The sequence below is a fragment of the Ruegeria lacuscaerulensis genome, from assembly GCF_013034685.1.
GTDB classification, from domain to species: domain Bacteria; phylum Pseudomonadota; class Alphaproteobacteria; order Rhodobacterales; family Rhodobacteraceae; genus Ruegeria; species Ruegeria lacuscaerulensis_B.
Genome location: NZ_WQGO01000007.1, coordinates 149,348 through 167,743 on the forward strand (window position 1 = coordinate 149,348; position 18,396 = coordinate 167,743).

The window sequence follows — 18,396 nt, forward strand, 5'->3', positions numbered from 1 at the left end:
CGGTCGCGCAAGGCGTGGCCGGTTTTTTCTTGCGCGCACAAAAAAAGACGCCGAAGCGCCTGGCATTGAAGGATAGGGTTGGGGGGCCCCGCATGATGGGGATGGTCGAGGCCCCCCGGATTTCCGACATAGGTACGTGGACGAATAGACGCCCCTGTGTCAGAGCGGCCGGAGAGCCCTGAAATCACAAAGATCCGACCAAATGTTCCCAGGCTAAAGCCACCACTCACGGAACGCTCTCATTTTGCAACTACGGGTCAGAATCGAAAAGTAATGTTTTCCTTACCCTAGGTAAATTGACGCAGGTGAGCGTCAAAAAATTGGGGCTTAGGCCTCCATCACGAACATCTGATTTTGAAAAGATGCCTTCAGAACCGCCTGGGCTGTGGTTTCGACCGCCAGCGACTCACGCGCCAGACGCAAATGTTTCTCAACAGTGGCTGCTGTCAGGCCCATCAGCAGCGCGATATCCTGCGTGGTTTTTCCATCTCCGACCCACTCCAGCGCCTCTCTTTGGCGCTTTGTCAGAGCTCTGTTTGGAGCGTTGTAAGGCAGGGTCAGGATCTTGAGATGTGCCATATTGTTCATCAGCAAAATATCTTCGCCGTGCTCTGCCCAGATTGCATCCACATCTTGCTGAGACCGTGCGCCACAGGCAGATAGAGAAATCGCACCTTTCGACCGCGCCGACACTGACGTAAAGCTAACCGTATACCCGGCAACAACACCCTTCGAGCGGTTGAACTCAAGCACTTCCAACTCCTGCGCAGTCAAAGCGCCGGACATCATCATATCCTGCGTCATCTGCCAACTGGCCGCACCTTCATTTTCCAGCGCCCATTTCAGCATCGGCGCATGAAAATACAGCCCACTGCGCAGGAACCCATCCAGATAGGGTTTGGTATGGTTGGTGAGAATGACAAAATCTTCCGGGTCGCCCAACGAGGTCGGGGTCTTGTAGCGCGTATACCCGTACAACAGCCGGTCGAAGCCGTATTCAGCCATTTGGCGGCAGTGGGCATCCCACAATTCCTCAAGCGTTTTGGTGTAGCTCAGGAAATAAAGATACTCACTCAGCCTCATTAAGCGCCCTCACGGTCAAGGAACCCAGCCAGCGCGTCCAACGCCAGGATGTAGCTTTGCGCACCAAAGCCACAAATCTGGCCGACGACGACTTTCGAGATATACGAGGTATGGCGAAAGCTCTCGCGTGCATGGATGTTTGACAGATGCACCTCGATGGTGGGAAGCTCGACCGAGGCGATAGCGTCCATCAGCGCAATAGACGTATGGGTATAGGCACCGGCGTTCAGGATGATGCCGTCCTGCGTCCCTTTGGCTGCGTGGATCGCGTCCAGCAAGGCACCTTCATGGTTCGACTGCATATGCGCGACTTCGAAACCGATTGTTTCTCCGTGCGTTACGCACATTTCCTCAACCATTTTCAGGGTTGTTTTACCATATACCTCTGGCTGACGCGTGCCCAGCAGATTCAGGTTCGGGCCGTTTAAAATCAGAGCTTTACGCATTTTTTTCACTGTTCCCGTTTTTTTGGTTCTTAAACGCCAATGGGTCCCCTTGTCCACCGCCAGCGCTGCGTCACTTTCCTGGTTGCCCGAACGCAGTGCTGCAACGCAACACCGGCCCGCTCTTATTGTAGGGTTGTCAGAGCATCGTCACGACAATTTTACCCAAGGCACCGCGCCCGGATAGTAAGGACAAAGCCTCAGCGGCTTTTTCCAGTGGAAACGTCGTGCTGATTTGCGGCTTGATCCTGGCAGCGTCGTAGAACTGGAACAGTTCCTGCACATTCTCCGCGTGTCCTGCAGGGTCTCTGAAGACCGAAGCGCCCCAAAACACTCCGACAATCTGACAGCCTTTCAACAGTGGCAGGTTCAGCGGAATTTTGGGAATCCCAGCCGGGAATCCCACCACCAGAAAACGACCACCCCACGCCATCGCACGCAATGCGGGTTCCGCATAGTCTCCGCCGACCGCGTCATAGACAACATCGACACCAACTGGCCCAGCCAACGCCTTGATATCGGATGAAAAAGCCTTTTGCGTGTCCCGATCCATTTCGGTCGCGTAAACGATTGTATCATCCGCCCCAACTTGTCGACAGAACGCGGCTTTTTCTTCCGATGACACGGCGGCGATGACACGCGCGCCCATTGCCTTGCCCAATTCGATGGCAGCGGTTCCTACTCCACCCGCAGCCCCCAGAATCAACAGGGTTTCGCCAGCCTTCAGCGCCGCGCGATCCTTCAGAGCATGATAAGAGGTGCCGTAAGTAAAGATGAAACACGCGGCATCCTCAAAGGGCATGGAATCCGGGAACTTCACCGCAGTCGAAGCCTGAATCGTCAGATGTGTTGCGAAGCCGCCATGACCGGTCAGCGCCAACACACGGTCGCCGACTTCGAACCCAGCGACACCTTCACCTACCGCCAGCACCTGACCCGCAATCTCGCCACCCGGAGCATAAGGGCGCGGCGGTTTGATCTGGTAGAGGTCCCGGATCATCAGCGTATCAGGAAAATTCACCCCGGCGGCTTTGATGCGCACCAACAACTCGCCCTTGCCCGGCTGCGGATCGGGCAGGGTGGTCAGTTCCAAAGTTTCTGGTCCACCCGGAGCGACGCTGAGTAAAGCTTGCATGTTGACCCCTTTATCCCTGTTATTCCTACAGGAGGAAGTTTGGCGCAGCCCGATACGTTGTCAAGGATATGACGGTGCAGCGGCCCGGGTATGCAGACACCATGCCAGCGCCAAATGAACAAACACGAGGAGCACCCGATGACACCCGAATCCCTATTCTCGGTAGAGGGAAAAACAGCCCTGGTAACTGGCGGCGCCACGGGAATTGGCCGCATGGCCGCCGAAGCCCTGGTGCGGGCCGGCGCAAGGGTTCTCATCGCCTCGCGCAAGCAGGACGCGTGCGAGGCCGTAGCTGCCGAACTCAATGCGCTAGACGCGCCGGGGAGCGCAGAGGGGTTTGCCGGTGACGTTGGTAGCAAAGAGGGCGTGGACGCGCTGGTGGACGAGGTTCACAACCGCACGGACAAGCTTGATATCCTTATGAATAACGCAGGCGTGTCTTGGGGTGCGCCAATGGGGCAGTTCCCTTATGAGGCCTGGGATAAGGTCATGTCGGTGAATGTAACAGGTATATTCGAATTGACCCAGAAACTGTTGCCAACGCTTATGAAATCAGGTTCGGCCGATGATCCGGCCCGTGTTGTCAATGTGGGATCGGTCATGGGTGAGGTACCGATGGGCGACGGCGCCTACAGCTATTCAGCCTCTAAAGCAGCGGTTTTGCACCTGACCAAGATCATGGCCAAGGAATTCTCGCCCTACCACATCACAGTCAACGCCTTGGCACCGGGGCCGTTTGTGTCGCGTATGACCGCCTTTGCCACTGCCGATGAAACCACCCGCGACAAAGTCGGAAAGTCGGTTCCGCTGGGTCGGGTCGGCGCGGATGAGGATATTGCGGGCTGCATGCTGTTTCTGTGCGGTCGCGGCGGCAGCTATGTCACCGGAGCCGTCATCCCGGTTTCGGGTGGGATTAATGTGGTGACCGCGGGAAATATCTTCGCAGAGGCCCTGTGAGCGGTAAGGAGACTGATATGTCCACGGACACGCAATTGGACCTGAAGGCCGTTGATGCCTATCTCAGCGCGCATCTCGACGGCTATCGAGGCCCGTTGGAGGCCACTAAATTCGCCGTCGGTCAGTCCAACCCAACATTTGAATTGAAGACACCGACGCAAGTCTATGTTTTGCGGCGTAAACCTCCTGGCATACTCCTAAAATCCGCTCATGCCGTGGACCGGGAATTTCGGGTTCAAAAAGCCCTGTCGAACAGTCGAGTGCCGGTGCCCGAAATGTTCCTTTTGTGCGAGGACGACACCGTCATTGGATCGGCCTTTTACGTAATGGAGCGCCTGGACGGCCGTAACTTCCTTGAGCCGACTATGACAAGCGAAACCACGGAAACGCGCGCCGGTGTTTTTGACGAGATGAACCGCGTATTGGCCGAGCTCCACATGGTCGATATCCAGGCCGTGGGCCTCTCCGACTTTGGACCGCCGGGAAATTATTTCGAACGGCAGATCTCACGCTGGACCAAGCAATACCGCGCGTCCGAGACCAAAACCATTGCTCAGATGGACCAACTGATTTCTTTACTCGACGCGTCAATGCCTGCTGATGACGGCCAGAGAACGCTGGTTCATGGGGACTATCGCATCGACAACATGCTATTCGAAAAGAACGGCACCCGTTGTATTGGCGTTCTGGACTGGGAACTTTCTACGATCGGCCACCCCTATGCCGATCTGGCGGCGGTGATCATGCAGTGGCAAATGCCACCGGGAAAAGAGGGGCGGGGGCTGGCAGGTGTAGACAGATCAAGCCTCGGTCTTCCATCGGATGCCGAGTTCATTGCAGCCTATTGCAAGCGCCGCGGACTGCCCGGCATCGACAACTTCGGATTCTACATTGCTTTCAATTTTTTCCGCATGGCCGGTATCCTGCAAGGTGTCTACAAACGCGCCTTGGACGGTAATGCCTCGGACCCGGAAAGAGCTAGAAAATTAGGTGGTTATGTTCCGATGTTTGCCCAGTATGGCTTGAAAGCGCTTGAGGGCGCAAACTCACACACTACGTGACAATTCAAGTTCCAGATTGGGCAAGCTGTTTTTGCCAAAAAACATCTCGGAGCTTGCAAAAAATGTGGGAACACCAAAAACACCGCGCTTGGCCGCATTTTTGGACTGATCCTTTAGTTGCTGCTTAACGTCCGGCTCTGTCATCGCTTCGCGCAGTTTTCGGACAGGCAGTTCGTTGTCTTGCAGAATATCCATCAGCACCGTAATCTCATCTGCTTTTTGACCATGCACCCAGATAGCATCAAAGATCGCGTCTATGTATTTGGCTTCCCATTGTTTTCCAGAGGCAAAGACCGCTCCGCGCATGGCGAATTTGGTATTGATCGGAAAATGGGGGCTCATATGAAAACTTACGCCGCGCCGACGGGCATAGCGATGGAGATCATGGGTCAGATAAGCAGTTTTCTGACGGTTTTCCGAGAATGCCTGAAACGGGCTTTGGTTGTTGGTCGCTTTGAAAATTGTCGACAGAAGAACTGGCACATAGTTGATCTGCACCCCATGATCCGCCACCAGCTTTGGCATCACCTTATGAGCCAGAAATGCGTTCGGGCTGCAAAAATCATATATAAAATCCAGAGTTTGTGACATGATTTTGATCCTTCCATCCCGACTCGTCGATTCTTTAACCCGTTGAGTGTAACAGCCATATGGAAATAGCTGCATCCCCATTGCGTTAGGTGACCACGCCCGGCAAAATCCGGGGAATTGATAGGCAATGTCAGGACGTCTACATGTGCAGTCAGACCACGCTCGACCCTTCCCGCCTCGGGCGCATTCCGATGTGGATGCAACGCTATGTGGATGAGCGGAAGTATGCAGGAAGTTCCGTCCTGATCCACCATCAGGGTCAAGAGGCGTTCTTCCACGCCTGCGGGCTTCGGAATGTGGAGCAGAGCTTGCCTTTCCAGCGCGACACGATTGCCCGAATTTATTCAATGACCAAGCCAGTGACGTCTGTGGCATTGATGATGCTTGCCGAGCGCGGAAACTTTCACCTCGACGCGCAGGTATCTGACTTTATTCCAGAGTTTTCGAATATGCATGCCCTTGTGCCGGGCGCAAGTCGGATTGACCAAACCGAACCCTCAACAACCCCGACCTTGCATCAATTGCTGACCCATACCAGTGGCTTGAGCTATCCGTTTAACCCTGGGTTGCTGCCGAGTGCGATGGAAGATCAATCCATCGTCTTTGGCCCGCGTGAGGGTCCTTTAGCGAACCGAGTGACTTCGCTCGCTGACCTGCCGCTGGCATTCCACCCCGGCAGTCGTTGGGAATATTCGGTGGGCATCGACGTGATCGGCCGGGTCGTGGAAATCGTGTCTGGCAAAACGCTGGATCAGTTCTTTCAGGAAGAGATTTTTGACCCGCTGGGTATGTCTGAGACCGGATTTACTGTTCCCAAAGATGCCGGGGACCGTTTTGCATCACTCTACACGCCCTTAGCTGGCAATGCGATGGATCTGAATTCGGCTGAGACCGGTGGTGACAGCCTGCGTTTGACAGATAGCTACGAAGATTCCGCCTTTCTCGACACCACCATGTGCTCTGGGGGCGGCGGTTTGGTCGGCACAATCGACGACTATGCTAAATTCGTCCAGATATTGCGAAATAAAGGGCAGGGGAATGGACACCGTCTGCTCAGCAGCAGAACGGTAGAATTCATGATGCGCAATCACTTAGCGGGCGACATTGCCTCGATGGGTCCAAGTAGTTTTGCGGAACAACCGATGGAAGGTACCGGCTTTGGTCTTGGCGGTTCGGTGGTGATTGATCCGGGTCGAACGGCCACTCCGGGCTCTTTGGGCGATTTCAGTTGGGGCGGCATGGCCTCGACCTTTTTCTGGGTCGACCGCAGCAATGACGTGACAGCCGTCTTCTTTACCCAACTCTCACCCTCCAGTTCCTATCCGTCGCGGTCGGAACTCAAGGCGCTTGTCCTCGGGGCAATGATTGAATGACCTTCAGCAGCCTGTTACGTCATGGCGCAGATCAATCGGAGAGCCCCACATGACCGAAGCCGAGCGCATTCTGCTGGATTTGCTATCTCTGGAACGGCTTGAGGTTGATCTGTTTCGTGGCACAGGATCCGGCGGTGAAACGCCCACGCGGATATTTGGCGGACAAGTCGTCGCCCAAGCCCTGTCTGCTGCATACCGAACTGTGGAAGACCGTCTGTGCCATTCTTTGCACGCCTATTTCATTCGCCCCGGTGATCCGTCTATTCCCGTTATTTATCAAGTGGATCGGGCCCGAGATGGAGGTTCTTTCACCACCCGCCGAGTCATTGCGATCCAACACGGGAAACAAATCCTCAACATGTCGGCGTCCTTCCATATTGCAGATGACGGCTGGGACCACCAGCATCCAATGCCCGACATCTCCGGCCCCGAGGGATTGCCCGCGCGGTCCGAGGTCAGACGACAATATCTGGATCGTGTTCCCGAACGTCTGCGATCCGAGCTGATGCGCGACCGTCCGATCGATGTACGCGAAGTCCACCATCTGGACCTGTTCGCGCCTGACAAGTCCGACGATCGAAACGCCATTTGGTTTCGAATGAACGCCGCACAGGGCAGGGACCAGATCACCCAGCAATTGCTGCTGACCTATGCCTCGGATATGTACCTGCTCAGCTCGGGACTAAGGCCCCACGGACTGAGCTGGTTCACCGGTGAGGTAAACGGAGCCAGCCTGGATCACGCCCTGTGGTTCCACGCGCCAGTGCATTTCGACAAGTGGCATCTGTATTCAATGGATTCGCCTTGGGGCGGCCGCGGCCGCAGTTTCAATCGTGGCTCAATCTATACTCAGGACGGCACATTGGTGGCATCTGTCGCACAGGAAGGGTTGATGCGACGGGCGCGGTAGACCGATCAACTATCCTCGATAAACATTTGATTTAACTTCTGCATTCCGCCCAGCCACCGGTCATAGTCCGTCGCTTTATGGCGCATATAGTCCAGAACCTGCGGATGCGGCAGGATCAGAAACTGCTCTGCTTCAATGGCTTGAACACAGGCTTCCGCGACCTCGGACGGCTCCAACATACCGTCGATCGACGCGACAGACACTTCATGTCCCTTGGTCATGTCTGAACGCACCGCCTGTGGGCACAGAACCGAAACTTTCAAACCCTTGCGCCCATATGTCAGCGCCAGCCACTCGGCAAAACCAACGGCTGCGTGTTTTGTGACGCCATACGGCGCAGCACCGGGTTGATTCAACAGCCCGGCAGCCGATGCGGTCATCAAAAAATAACCGCCGCCGCGTGCCAGCATCTTTGGAACCAGATGTCGCGCGGCCCAGACATGGGACATGACATTGATCTTCCACGTCCGATCCCAATCCGCATCGGGTGTATCAAAACCGCCAAGCGTCAAAATCCCGGCATTCGCGCAAAACAGATCAATTGGCGCGATCTGATCTTCAACGGTATCGATCAAAGCCTTCACATGATCTTCGCTGGACACATCGCAGTGCAGAGAGTGACCACCGATAGAACGCGCAACGCGTTCCGCTGCGTCCAGGTCAACATCCGAGCAGATGACCGTTGCACCAAGCTGCGCAAACCGTTCGGCGAGACCTTTACCAATACCACCAGCGGCGCCGGTTATGACGATGGTTTTTCCGTTCAATTGCATTTTGCGCTCCTGAAGTGGTTATCAGGAGTGCATCGTAAGGCTTTGAGGAACTGTGCAAAGTTCAAATCACGCGCAGGCATTATTTTACCATAATACCAATTACGCGAAATTCAATAGAAGGCTTGCAGGCCCGTTTGCGCACGCCCCAGGATCAACGCATGCACGTCATGCGTCCCCTCGTAGGTGTTCACGGTTTCCAGATTGACCATATGGCGGATCACCTGGAATTCCAGCGAGATACCGTTGCCCCCATGCATGTCCCGTGCCATCCGCGCGATGTCCAACGCCTTTCCGCAATTGTTGCGTTTAACGATCGAGATCATCTCGGGCGCGGCAGCAGCGTCATCCATCAAACGACCAACACGCAGGCTGGCTTGCAAACCAAGCGCGATTTCGGTCTGCATGTCCGCCAGTTTGCGTTGGAACAGTTGCGTCTGCGCCAAGGGTTTGTCGAATTGCTTGCGATCCAGACCGTATTGACGTGCCGCATGCCAGCAGCATTCCGCGGCCCCCATGGCGCCCCAACTGATACCATATCGGGCGCGATTGAGGCAGCCAAACGGTCCTTTCAACCCCTGTACGTGCGGCAGCAAAGCGCCCTCGTCAACCTCAACGCCGTCCAGCACGATTTCGCCGGTAATCGAGGCGCGCAGGCTCATCTTGTTCTGGATCTTCGGCGCGCTCAGGCCCTTCAGGCCTTTTTCAAGCACAAAGCCCCGGATCTTCCCGTCATGCGCGTCGGACTTGGCCCAAACGACAAAAACATCAGCGATCGGAGAGTTTGAAATCCACATCTTGCTACCGGTCAAACGGTAGCCGCCGTCGATCTTTTCCGCTCGAGTTTTCATACCCGCCGGGTCAGAGCCCGCATCGGGCTCTGTCAGGCCAAAGCAACCGATCCATTCACCACTGGCCAGTTTCGGCAGGTATTTGCGGCGCTGTTCTTCACTGCCATAGGCATAGATCGGGTACATCACCAATGAACTTTGCACCGACATCATCGAGCGATAGCCGGAATCCACACGCTCAACCTCGCGCGCGACAAGACCGTAGGCGACATACCCTGCCTCGATACCCCCATATTCTTCGGGAATCGTGGTGCCCAGCAGGCCCATTTCGCCCATCTCGCGGAAAATCCCGGGATCGGTTTCCTCGTTCTGAAACGCTTCCAGAACCCGCGTTTGCAGTTTCTCCTGCGCATAGGCCCGCGCGCTGTCGGCGATCATCCGTTCGTCTTCAGTCAACTGATCAGACAGGCGAAATGGGTCCTCCCACGCAAATCGCCCAAGGTCCGGCGCATCTTTGGCACGCAAGGTCGGTTTGGTATCTGGGGCGTTCATGGGGCTTCTCCGCTCTGTCAGCTTCGGCGCAACCTAACCCGGTGATGCGCCAAAGGACAGAAAGAGTTTTGCATTTCCTCATGAGTAAAACTCATAGGGTAGCGCGCGCCCTACCCCAACGCGTATCCCGCGCCGCGAACGGTTCGAACTGGGTCGTCGCCGCCATGTTGCGTCAAAGCTTTACGCAAGCGACCGATATGGACGTCCACCGTTCGGGTGTCGACATAGATATCGCGACCCCAAACCCGATCGAGCAATTGCTCACGGCTCCAGACACGGCCCGGTTTCTCCATAAACGTGCTCAGCAGCCGAAATTCAGTCGGGCCCAGTTTCAAAGGCTTGCTGCCTCGGCTGACCTTGTGAGTTTCAGAGTCCAGAATGATATCGTCGAATTCCAATCGGATACCAACCGTCGCCGGGCGCACGCGGCGCAGTTGCGTCCGCACCCGTGCCATTAGTTCAACCACCGAATAGGGTTTGACTACATAGTCATCAGCACCGGTTTCCAGACCGCGCACCTTATCGACCTCTTCAGTGCGGGCCGATAGCATGATGATCGGAATCGAGCGTGTGTCAGGGCGTGATTTGAGGCGGCGGCAGACTTCGATCCCGCTCAGGTTGGGCATCATCCAATCCAAGACAATGATGTCCGGGCTGTCTTCGTCCACCAGTAACATGGCTTCGTCGCCACTAGCCGCCTTGGATACGCGGAACCCTTCCGCTTCAAGATTATAAGCCAGCACTTCACGCTGGGCCAGTTCATCCTCGACCACCAGCACTGTGGGTTGATCGGCAGACATCTCAGAAATCTCCTCAGACGGATTGCGAGGTTACATCGGCCTTTGGCCGCGCTTCGGCGGGGCGTTCGCCGGTCACCAGATACACGACCTGCTCGGCGATTGCGGTGACGTGATCGCCCATACGCTCGATATTCTTGGCGATGAAATGCAGATGCATACAGGACGAGATGTTGCGCGGATCTTCTGCCATGAAAGTCAGAAATTCGCGGAACAGACCATTATACATCTGGTCCACTTCTTCATCGCGGTTGATCACGTCGGTCGCCAATTCTGCGTCACGCTGGATGTACGCGTCCAGCGCGTCGCGCAGCATATGCTCGACTTCACGCGCCATGCGACGCAAGGCTGCGGCGCTACCGTTGATTTCACCCGCATTAACCAGAACCGTGGTACGTTTGGCGATGTTCTTGGAATAATCGCCAATGCGTTCAAGGTTGCCAGAGACTTTAAGAACCGACAAAACCAGACGCAGATCGCTGGCTGTTGGCGCACGCAGCGCGATCAGGCGGGCGGTTTCCTCGTCGATCAGTTCCTCAAGCGCGTCGATGGCCTTGTCGCCTGCGCGGACCTGTTGCGCCAGTTCCTCGTCGCGCGTTTCCAGCGACCGGGCCGCACCCATGATGGCGGCTTCGACCAGCCCGCCCATCTTCATGATGTGGGCCTGAATGGCTTCTAGATCGCGGTCGAAGGCGGATGCAATATGTTGTTCGGTCATGATCAGATACCTGTCCTCAGCCGATCCGGCCGGTGATATAGCTTTCGGTGCGGGGATCTTCGGGGTTGGTGAAGATCTGACCCGTCTCGCCGAACTCGACGAGGTTGCCCAGATGGAAGAATGCGGTTTTCTGGCTGACTCGCGCGGCCTGCTGCATCGAGTGGGTCACAATCACCACCGAATAACGCGAGCGCAACTCGTCAATCAGTTCTTCGACCTGCGCAGTTGCAATCGGGTCCAGGGCCGAGCAAGGCTCGTCCATCAGCAGAACCTCGGGCTCGGTCGCTACGGCGCGGGCGATGCACAGGCGCTGCTGCTGACCGCCCGACAGGCCGGTGCCGGGGGCGTCAAGACGATCCTTAACCTCATCCCAGATCGCACCGCGACGCAGGGATTTCTCAACGATCTCATCCAGTTCCGCCTTGTTCTTGGCAAGGCCGTGGATGCGAGGGCCGTAGGCTACGTTGTCATAGATCGACTTAGGGAACGGGTTCGGCTTCTGGAACACCATGCCCACCTTGGCGCGCAGCTGCACCGGGTCGACGCGTTTGTCGTAGATGTCCTCGCCATCCAGCAGAATATCGCCCTGAACCCGGCAGATGTCGATCGTGTCATTCATCCGGTTCAAGCAGCGCAGGAAGGTAGACTTGCCGCAGCCCGACGGGCCGATAAAGGCGGTCACGGTCTTGTCTTCAATCTCGACGTTGACGTCTTTGATAGCGTGCGTCTCACCGTAGTAGACCTGCACATTATTCGCGGCGATCTTGATGGCTTTGGAGTCCACGGCTCTCTCCACTCGTGTCATATCGTTCATAATAAGCCCCTTACCAGCGGCGTTCAAAGCGGCGGCGCAGGATGACCGCGATGGTGTTCATTGTCACAAGGAAGATCAACAGGATGATGATCCCTCCCCATGCGCGTTCGTAAAAGGCCGGGTCAGCGCGTTTGGACCATTCGTAGATCTGCGCCGGCATGGCCGAGTTCGGTGACAGGAAGCCCGCCACCAGCCCGTCGGGCGGGTTCGAGGCGATAAAGCCCACCATCCCGATCAGCAGCAGCGGCGCGGTTTCCCCCAGCGCCTGCGCCAGACCGATGATGGTGCCGGTCAGAATACCGGGCGCGGCCAGCGGCAAGACATGGTGGAACACCGCCTGCATTTTCGAGGCCCCTACCCCAAGTGCGGCATCGCGGATCGACGGCGGAACCGCCTTCAACGACGCACGCGTCGAGATGATGATCGTCGGCAGAGTCATCAGCGTCAGAACCAGACCACCCACCAGCGGTGCCGAGGTCGGCAGATGCATGTAGTTGATGAACACGGCCAAACCCAGAATACCGAACACGATCGACGGCACGGCGGCCAGGTTCGAGATATTCACCTCGATGATATCGGTCAGCCGGTTCTGCGGCGCAAACTCCTCAAGATAGATCGAGGCGGCCACACCAATCGGCAGCGCCAAAGCCAGCACCACGAACATCATGAACAGCGAGCCCAGCATCGAAACACCGATCCCCGCAGCCTCGGGCCGTTGGTCGGACGCGTCCGAGCCGAAGATGAAATCGGGGTTGAATGCCTTGTACAGAACACCCGCGTCCCGTAGTTGATCTACGAAATCCAGCTGGGCAACCGTGATGCTTTTGTCATTGGCGATGGATTCGCGGGTCACGCGACCCTTCATATAGCCATCGACACGGCTGTTGACCAAAAAGCGGAAGCTGACCGTCTTGCCGATCTCATCGGGGTTGGCGATCACATAGTTCCTCAGCTCGGCCTGTGCGGCTTTGGACAGGATTTTGCCCATCTCCTTGGGCGAAAGATCGGTCTGGATACCCAGCTCTTGCACTTCCGTCTCAATCGCCGAGGCGATCAGCGGCGCGTAGCCAAAGGTCGAGACCTTCTTGATATCCTCGATATTGCGGTTGCCCTTCTTGTCCAGCTTGTCTTCTTTCAGCTCAACATTCAGTTCAAGGAACGTCTGCTGGAACGCGCCGGTGCCTGCGGTCACTATGTTTGTGACCAGCACGATCAGCATCAGCAGGCCGATACCGATGGCAGCAATCCCATACATCTTAAACCGGGATTCGGCTGCATTGCGCTTTTTGGTCCGTGCGTCTTGCTCGAACAAGGACCCCTTTTTGGGTTTCGCAGCCGGAGCAGCAGCGGGCGTTTGGGAAATATCGGTCATTCGTACTGCTCCCGGTATTTGCGTACGATGTAGAGGGCGAAGATGTTCAGCCCCAGCGTAATGATGAACAGGGTCAGACCCAGCGCGAACGCAACCAACGTTTCAGGGCTGGCAAAGTCGGTATCGCCGGTCAACTGGCTGACGATCCGAGTGGTGATCGTGGTCATTGCCTCGAACGGGTTGCCCGAGAATTTGGCGATTGCACCGGCAGCCATCACCACGATCATCGTCTCACCGATGGCGCGGCTGGCGGCCAGCAAGATCGCTCCGACGATCCCCGGCAGCGCGGCCGGCAGCACCACCTGACGGACAGTCTCGGAATGCGTAGCGCCCAGCCCCAGAGAGCCATCGCGCATCGACTGCGGCACCGCGTTGATGATGTCATCGGACAGCGACGACACGAACGGGATCAGCATGATGCCCATAACCAAACCCGCCGTTAGCACCGCGTTCGAGCTGGCCATCCAGCCCACTCCCAGCGCCCCGCCTTCGCCGAACATCGATACCAGCGCAGGACCAACCGTCAGCAAGGCAAAAAGACCATAAACGATGGTCGGGATACCGGCGAGGATCTCTAGCAATGGCTTGGCAATGGAGCGGGTCGCGCCTGAGGCATATTCCGACAGGTAAATCGCGGCGAATAGGCCAATCGGCACCGCCACCAACAACGCGATCACCGAGATATAGAGCGTGCCCCACAGAAGCGGCAGGATCGACAGTTCCGAGCCGCCACGGAAGTTCGGGGCCCATGTGCTGCCGAAGAAGAAGTCTTTCCACGAGTGCAGTTGGAAGAAGTTCAGCGTCTCGAAGAACATGGACAAAACGATGCCCACCGTTGTCAGGATCGCAATCGAGGCCGCCAGCAGCAACAGCGCCAGAACGCCTTGTTCCACTACGTTGCGGGCGCGGAATTCCTTGTGCGTTCGGATATAGGCAAAGGCTGCACCAAACAGCGCGACGATCACAACGATCACCTGCATGGCTATCGTTCCGGTCGACGTCATGCTGCGGTATTTCTGGGCCGCGACCAGAATAGGTTTGGTAATCTCCTGAGTCAGGACCTGACCTGAGTCTTTCAACGTCTGGGTCAGCTCGGCAATATCGGCATCGGCATTCCCAGCCTGCGCTTCGCTCAGCGCGCCGGTCGCAACGGCCCCGGCCAACCCGTTCGAAACGCGCCGAACCTCGCTCATGATCAGGCCGCGGTCAGCGCCTTCAGGGATCGCGTGGTCGGGGATCATGCCGGCGACTGTGCTGTTTACGATCATCGGCTGCGCCAGCAACCAGACGACCAGAATGCCAAGCGCCGGCACAAGCGCCGTCAGCGCAACATTGTAGCCATAATAGGACGGCAGAGAGTGCAGATCCCGCGCGTCTCCTCCTGCGCTTGCAAGGGCACGGGACCGCCCTGCGAAATATCCGATCACTGCGAATGCAAGCAAGATGAGCAACAGCCAGGATAGTGCCATGGGAACTCCGTCGGAATGGCTGGAGAAGAGTCAAAAAGAACCGGGGCGCGCATAAACCGCCCCGGTTCCATAAGCAAGGGTGATTAGGAGCCGCCGCCCAGAACTGTTTCGTTCGCAACAGCTTCCTGAACTTTGACCAGCTCGGGATCCGAAACCAGGCCGTATTCAGCCAACGGACCATCGGGGCCTGCGATCTCGTCGGCGACGAAGAACTCAGCATATTCTTTCAGGCCGGGGATCACGCCAATATGCGCTTTCTTCACGTAGAAGAACAGCGGACGCGAGACCGGGTATTCGCCGGTTGCGATCGACTCGGTGGTCGGAACAATGCCGGACATGGTTGCAACTTGCAGCTTGTCGGTGTTGTTTTCGTAGAAGGCCAGACCAAAGACGCCGATGCCGTCTTTGTTGCTGTCGATACGCGCCAGAGTTTCGGTGTAGTCGCCGTCGATGTCGACCGAAACGCCGTCCGTACGCAGGGCGATACAGGCTTTCTCGGCGGCTTTCTTGTCGTCGCCGTTGGCTGCTTTGTAAACGTCAAAGTCGCCCAGGTGCTCACAACCGGCCAGGATCACCTTGTCTTCAAACACTTCACGGGTGCCGTGCTTGGTGCCCGGGATGAAAGCTGCGATCGGCTGCGCCGGGAAAGCAGGGTTCACGTCGGCCCAGGTTTTGTTCGGGTTATCGACCAGCTGACCGTCAACAACGATCTGTGCGGACAGGGCTTTGTACCAATCTTCCGGCGTGAACTCGAACGAGTTGCCGTTGATGTCGGAGGCGAAAACGATGCCATCATAACCGATCTGAACTTCGATGATGTCGGTCACGCCGTTTTCGGCACAGGCTTTTACTTCTTTTTCACGGATGGCGCGCGAAGCATTGGCAACGTCGATGGTGTTTTCGCCAACACCTTCGCAGAAACGCTTCAGGCCAGCCGAGGAACCGCCCGATTCAACAACAGGGGTCGGGAAGTCGAAGTTTTCACCGAAGGCTTCGGCAACGATCGAAGCGTAAGGCAGAACGGTCGAGGAACCGGCAACCTGAACCTGATCACGTGCAGCAGCGGTAGTGGCCGAAACGGCAGCAATCGCCAGAGCAGAAGCCGACAGTTTTACAAAGGACATCTCAGTCTCCTTGAGAATGGTTGTTTTTGATCACCCCCATGATGATCTTGCCGGCACCCCTAAGAGCCGTGCGTAAGCCTTTTGTGACAGGTTTGTAACGGTTTCATGACAAACCGGCAGATTCAGCTATGACTTTGTGACAATCCCGGTATGTCGGGCGTCAAACCTGAGCCTCTTCCGGTTTTTGCTGCGGCAAAATCACTGTGAAAACAGACCCTTTGCCCAACTCGCTTTCCACCCGCAAGCGCCCGCGATGCCGATTGACGATATGTTTTACGATCGCCAGCCCCAAACCGGTTCCACCCAATTGCCGGGACCTGTGATTGTCCGCCCGGTAGAATCGCTCGGTCAAACGCGGCAGGTGAGTCGGGTCGATACCCGGCCCCTTATCCGAAATCTGAACCCGCACAGCCGGGCCGCGCATGGCGGTGTCCCGTTCGAAAGACTGAATTCGTACTTCAACCAAGCCGCCGCTACCGCCGTATTTGATTCCGTTCTCGATCAGGTTGGTAAAAACCTGCCGCAACTGATCGCTGTCACCGATCAAGGACACCGGTCCCTGGGGATCATCGGTAAGGCGAAGTTCTACTTCCGCATCCTCGGCCAGTGGCCGCAGTGAATTTATCGTGGATTGGAGCAAGCCCGACAGGTCCAGCTCCTCTCGTGGCCGCACCCGTTCTTCGCTTTCGACCCGGTTCAGCGACAGCAAATCCCCTACCAGCCGGTTCATGCGGTTGGCCTCATCCGTCATGATCTGAAGAAAGCGCGCGCGCGCGGCAGCATCTTCGCGGGCGGGGCCGCGCAGGGTTTCTATAAAGCCCATCAACGCGGTCAGCGGCGTGCGCAGTTCGTGACTGACATTGGCGACAAAATCGCGCCGCATCTGACTGGCCTGTTCAAGATGGGTCACATCCTGAAAAACAGCCAGAACAGCCCCGCCTGAGACAGCGCCGACACCGTTCATATAGCGGCACTCGACCTCGAACGTGGTGTCCTGAGCGCCGTCATTTGCTAGGTGACGCGTCTTCGCCCGCCCCTTGTCGCGCAGGCTCTGCTCCATAGCCTCAATCACCTGCGGCTGGCGCAGGATGGTGGCAAAATGACGGGTGACTATATTTTGCCCAAGCAACGTCCGTGCATCTGTATTGGCCGCTATGATCCGCTCGGTCTGATCGACCATCAGGGCAGGTAGGGGAATGGCCGACACAATTTCGGCAAGCAGATCGTCTGACATCGTTGGTACTCGGTGATATTCGAGGGCGTTCTAGGGCACGGGTGTCAAAGTTTCACGAAACTTGCGCATGTTTTCCTGATAATGCAGCGCGCTGAACGTGATCTTTTGCGCCGCAGCCGCATCCAATTCTCGCACCACCTTGCCCGGTGCACCCATCACCAGCGAATTATCCGGGATTTCTTTACCTTCTGTGATCAAGGCCCCTGCCCCGATCAGGCAATTCTTGCCGATCTTCGCACCGTTCAGGACAATTGCGCCCATCCCGATTAGAGTATTTTCCCCGATCGTGCATCCATGCAGCATGACCTTATGCCCAATGGTGCAGTTCTTGCCGATCGTCAGCGGATAGCCCGCATCAATATGCATCACGCAGTTTTCCTGCACGTTGCTGCCTTCGCCTACCCGGATCTCTTCATGATCGGCGCGTATGGTGCAGCCAAACCAGACCGAGGCCCCCTGCTCCAGCACCACCTTCCCAATCAGGTTCGCATCGGGCGCGACCCATGTGTCCTCGTGGATTTGCGGCGTGTGCGGGCCGAGGGCGTAGACCGTCATGACAACTCCTCAAATTCGTTTTGCAGAGTGCGAACGTGGTTTTGCAGCACCGGTTGCTGAATACGCCGCATGCGTTCGGCGCTGACGATGGTCTTTAGCTTTTCCTCGGTCGCGTCCAGATCGTCATTCACCAGAACGTAGTCGTAATAGCCCCAGTGGCTGATCTCATCCCAGCTTTTCAGCATCCGCTTGGCGATCACGTCGGCGGCGTCCTGACCCCGGCTTTCCAGCCGACGACGCAGTTCGGGGATCGAGGGCGGCAGGATGAAAATCGACAAAGCGTGCTTGCCTAGATCTGAGTTGCGAATCTGCACCTCGCCCTGCCAGTCCACATCAAACAGCACGTCTTTGCCGCTGTTGATCGACTCGCGCACCGGCCCCGCGGGTGAGCCATAGAAATTCCCGAATACATGCGCGTGCTCCAGCATCTGACCGTCGGCGACCTGCTGTTTGAACGCATCCTCGCTGAGGAAGTAGTATTCACGGCCATGTTCCTCACCCGGACGTGGGGCGCGCGTTGTGGCCGAGACCGAGAATTCAAGGTCGCTGTCCCACTGCATCAGCCGCCGGGCCAAAGTTGATTTGCCCGCCCCCGAAGGTGAAGACAAAATGATGAGTAGGCCGCGTCGATCCGCCATAAGGGTGTT

19 protein-coding genes are annotated in these 18,396 nt (G+C 56.8%); 4 read left to right on the forward strand and 15 right to left on the reverse strand.

What is annotated here, in order from left to right; translation table 11 throughout:
- Window positions 1-327: 327 nt before the first annotated feature.
- The 3 genes from GOV80_RS17920 to GOV80_RS17930 all read right to left on the reverse strand — a co-directional run bounded on the left by GOV80_RS17920 (window position 328) and on the right by GOV80_RS17930 (window position 2,661).
- A complete protein-coding gene (locus tag GOV80_RS17920; protein WP_170786751.1) occupies window positions 328-1,083 on the reverse strand; it encodes a helix-turn-helix transcriptional regulator in 756 nt (251 codons plus the stop codon).
- Window positions 1,083-1,529, reverse strand: coding sequence for a type II 3-dehydroquinate dehydratase (gene aroQ / locus GOV80_RS17925; protein WP_170769745.1), 447 nt, complete (start codon window positions 1,527-1,529; stop codon window positions 1,083-1,085). The genes GOV80_RS17920 and aroQ overlap by 1 nt, the downstream gene beginning before the upstream one ends.
- Before the next feature lie 136 nt (window positions 1,530-1,665).
- Window positions 1,666-2,661 (reverse strand): NADPH:quinone oxidoreductase family protein, encoded by a 996-nt coding sequence (locus tag GOV80_RS17930; protein WP_170786752.1) that lies wholly within the window; start codon window positions 2,659-2,661, stop codon window positions 1,666-1,668.
- A 138-nt stretch (window positions 2,662-2,799) separates the two neighbouring features.
- On the opposite strand from GOV80_RS17930, the gene GOV80_RS17935 reads away from it, so the two are divergent.
- Window positions 2,800-3,618 carry an SDR family oxidoreductase gene (locus GOV80_RS17935; RefSeq protein ID WP_170786753.1) on the forward strand — a complete coding sequence of 273 codons (819 nt, stop codon included), beginning with the start codon at window positions 2,800-2,802 and terminating at the stop codon, window positions 3,616-3,618.
- 17 nt (window positions 3,619-3,635) lie between these two features.
- Entirely contained in the window at window positions 3,636-4,679 is a 1,044-nt protein-coding gene (locus GOV80_RS17940) for a phosphotransferase (RefSeq protein ID WP_170786754.1), read from the forward strand.
- Here the strand turns inward: GOV80_RS17940 and GOV80_RS17945 are convergent.
- Window positions 4,665-5,270, reverse strand: coding sequence for a 2-hydroxychromene-2-carboxylate isomerase (locus GOV80_RS17945; RefSeq protein WP_170786756.1), 606 nt, complete (start codon window positions 5,268-5,270; stop codon window positions 4,665-4,667). The genes GOV80_RS17940 and GOV80_RS17945 overlap by 15 nt on opposite strands.
- Before the next feature lie 143 nt (window positions 5,271-5,413).
- Between GOV80_RS17945 and GOV80_RS17950 the strand changes: the two genes are divergently transcribed.
- Window positions 5,414-6,643, forward strand: a complete 1,230-nt coding sequence (locus GOV80_RS17950; protein ID WP_170786759.1) for a serine hydrolase domain-containing protein — start codon at window positions 5,414-5,416, stop codon at window positions 6,641-6,643.
- Between the two features lie 49 nt (window positions 6,644-6,692).
- Window positions 6,693-7,553: an acyl-CoA thioesterase gene (locus GOV80_RS17955; protein ID WP_170786760.1), complete on the forward strand. Its 861-nt coding sequence runs from the start codon at window positions 6,693-6,695 to the stop codon at window positions 7,551-7,553.
- 5 nt (window positions 7,554-7,558) lie between these two features.
- On the opposite strand, the gene GOV80_RS17960 is transcribed toward GOV80_RS17955, so the two are convergent.
- The 11 genes from GOV80_RS17960 to gmk all read right to left on the reverse strand — a co-directional run bounded on the left by GOV80_RS17960 (window position 7,559) and on the right by gmk (window position 18,387).
- Window positions 7,559-8,326, reverse strand: a complete 768-nt coding sequence (locus tag GOV80_RS17960; RefSeq protein WP_170786762.1) for an SDR family oxidoreductase — start codon at window positions 8,324-8,326, stop codon at window positions 7,559-7,561.
- Between the two features lie 110 nt (window positions 8,327-8,436).
- A complete protein-coding gene (locus tag GOV80_RS17965) occupies window positions 8,437-9,666 on the reverse strand; it encodes an acyl-CoA dehydrogenase (RefSeq protein WP_170786765.1) in 1,230 nt (409 codons plus the stop codon).
- A 110-nt stretch (window positions 9,667-9,776) separates the two neighbouring features.
- Window positions 9,777-10,466: a phosphate regulon transcriptional regulator PhoB gene (gene phoB, locus GOV80_RS17970; protein ID WP_170786774.1), complete on the reverse strand. Its 690-nt coding sequence runs from the start codon at window positions 10,464-10,466 to the stop codon at window positions 9,777-9,779.
- Window positions 10,467-10,479: 13 nt separating this feature from the next.
- Window positions 10,480-11,181, reverse strand: coding sequence for a phosphate signaling complex protein PhoU (gene phoU / locus GOV80_RS17975; protein ID WP_170769755.1), 702 nt, complete (start codon window positions 11,179-11,181; stop codon window positions 10,480-10,482).
- Window positions 11,182-11,197: 16 nt separating this feature from the next.
- Window positions 11,198-11,995: a phosphate ABC transporter ATP-binding protein PstB gene (gene pstB, locus GOV80_RS17980; protein WP_170769756.1), complete on the reverse strand. Its 798-nt coding sequence runs from the start codon at window positions 11,993-11,995 to the stop codon at window positions 11,198-11,200.
- A gap of 10 nt (window positions 11,996-12,005) precedes the next feature.
- Window positions 12,006-13,367 (reverse strand): phosphate ABC transporter permease PstA, encoded by a 1,362-nt coding sequence (gene pstA, locus GOV80_RS17985; RefSeq protein ID WP_170769757.1) that lies wholly within the window; start codon window positions 13,365-13,367, stop codon window positions 12,006-12,008.
- Window positions 13,364-14,836: a phosphate ABC transporter permease subunit PstC gene (gene pstC / locus GOV80_RS17990; protein WP_170786776.1), complete on the reverse strand. Its 1,473-nt coding sequence runs from the start codon at window positions 14,834-14,836 to the stop codon at window positions 13,364-13,366. The genes pstA and pstC overlap by 4 nt, the downstream gene beginning before the upstream one ends.
- Before the next feature lie 83 nt (window positions 14,837-14,919).
- A complete protein-coding gene (locus GOV80_RS17995) occupies window positions 14,920-15,960 on the reverse strand; it encodes a substrate-binding domain-containing protein (protein WP_170769759.1) in 1,041 nt (346 codons plus the stop codon).
- A gap of 160 nt (window positions 15,961-16,120) precedes the next feature.
- Window positions 16,121-17,194 (reverse strand): sensor histidine kinase, encoded by a 1,074-nt coding sequence (locus GOV80_RS18000; protein WP_170786777.1) that lies wholly within the window; start codon window positions 17,192-17,194, stop codon window positions 16,121-16,123.
- 30 nt (window positions 17,195-17,224) lie between these two features.
- Complete coding sequence (locus tag GOV80_RS18005) at window positions 17,225-17,749, reverse strand: gamma carbonic anhydrase family protein (protein WP_170786778.1); 525 nt, start codon at window positions 17,747-17,749, stop codon at window positions 17,225-17,227.
- Entirely contained in the window at window positions 17,746-18,387 is a 642-nt protein-coding gene (gmk, locus tag GOV80_RS18010; RefSeq protein WP_170769762.1) for a guanylate kinase, read from the reverse strand. Before gmk ends, GOV80_RS18005 begins: the two co-directional genes overlap by 4 nt.
- Between the last annotated feature and the right edge of the window lie 9 nt (window positions 18,388-18,396).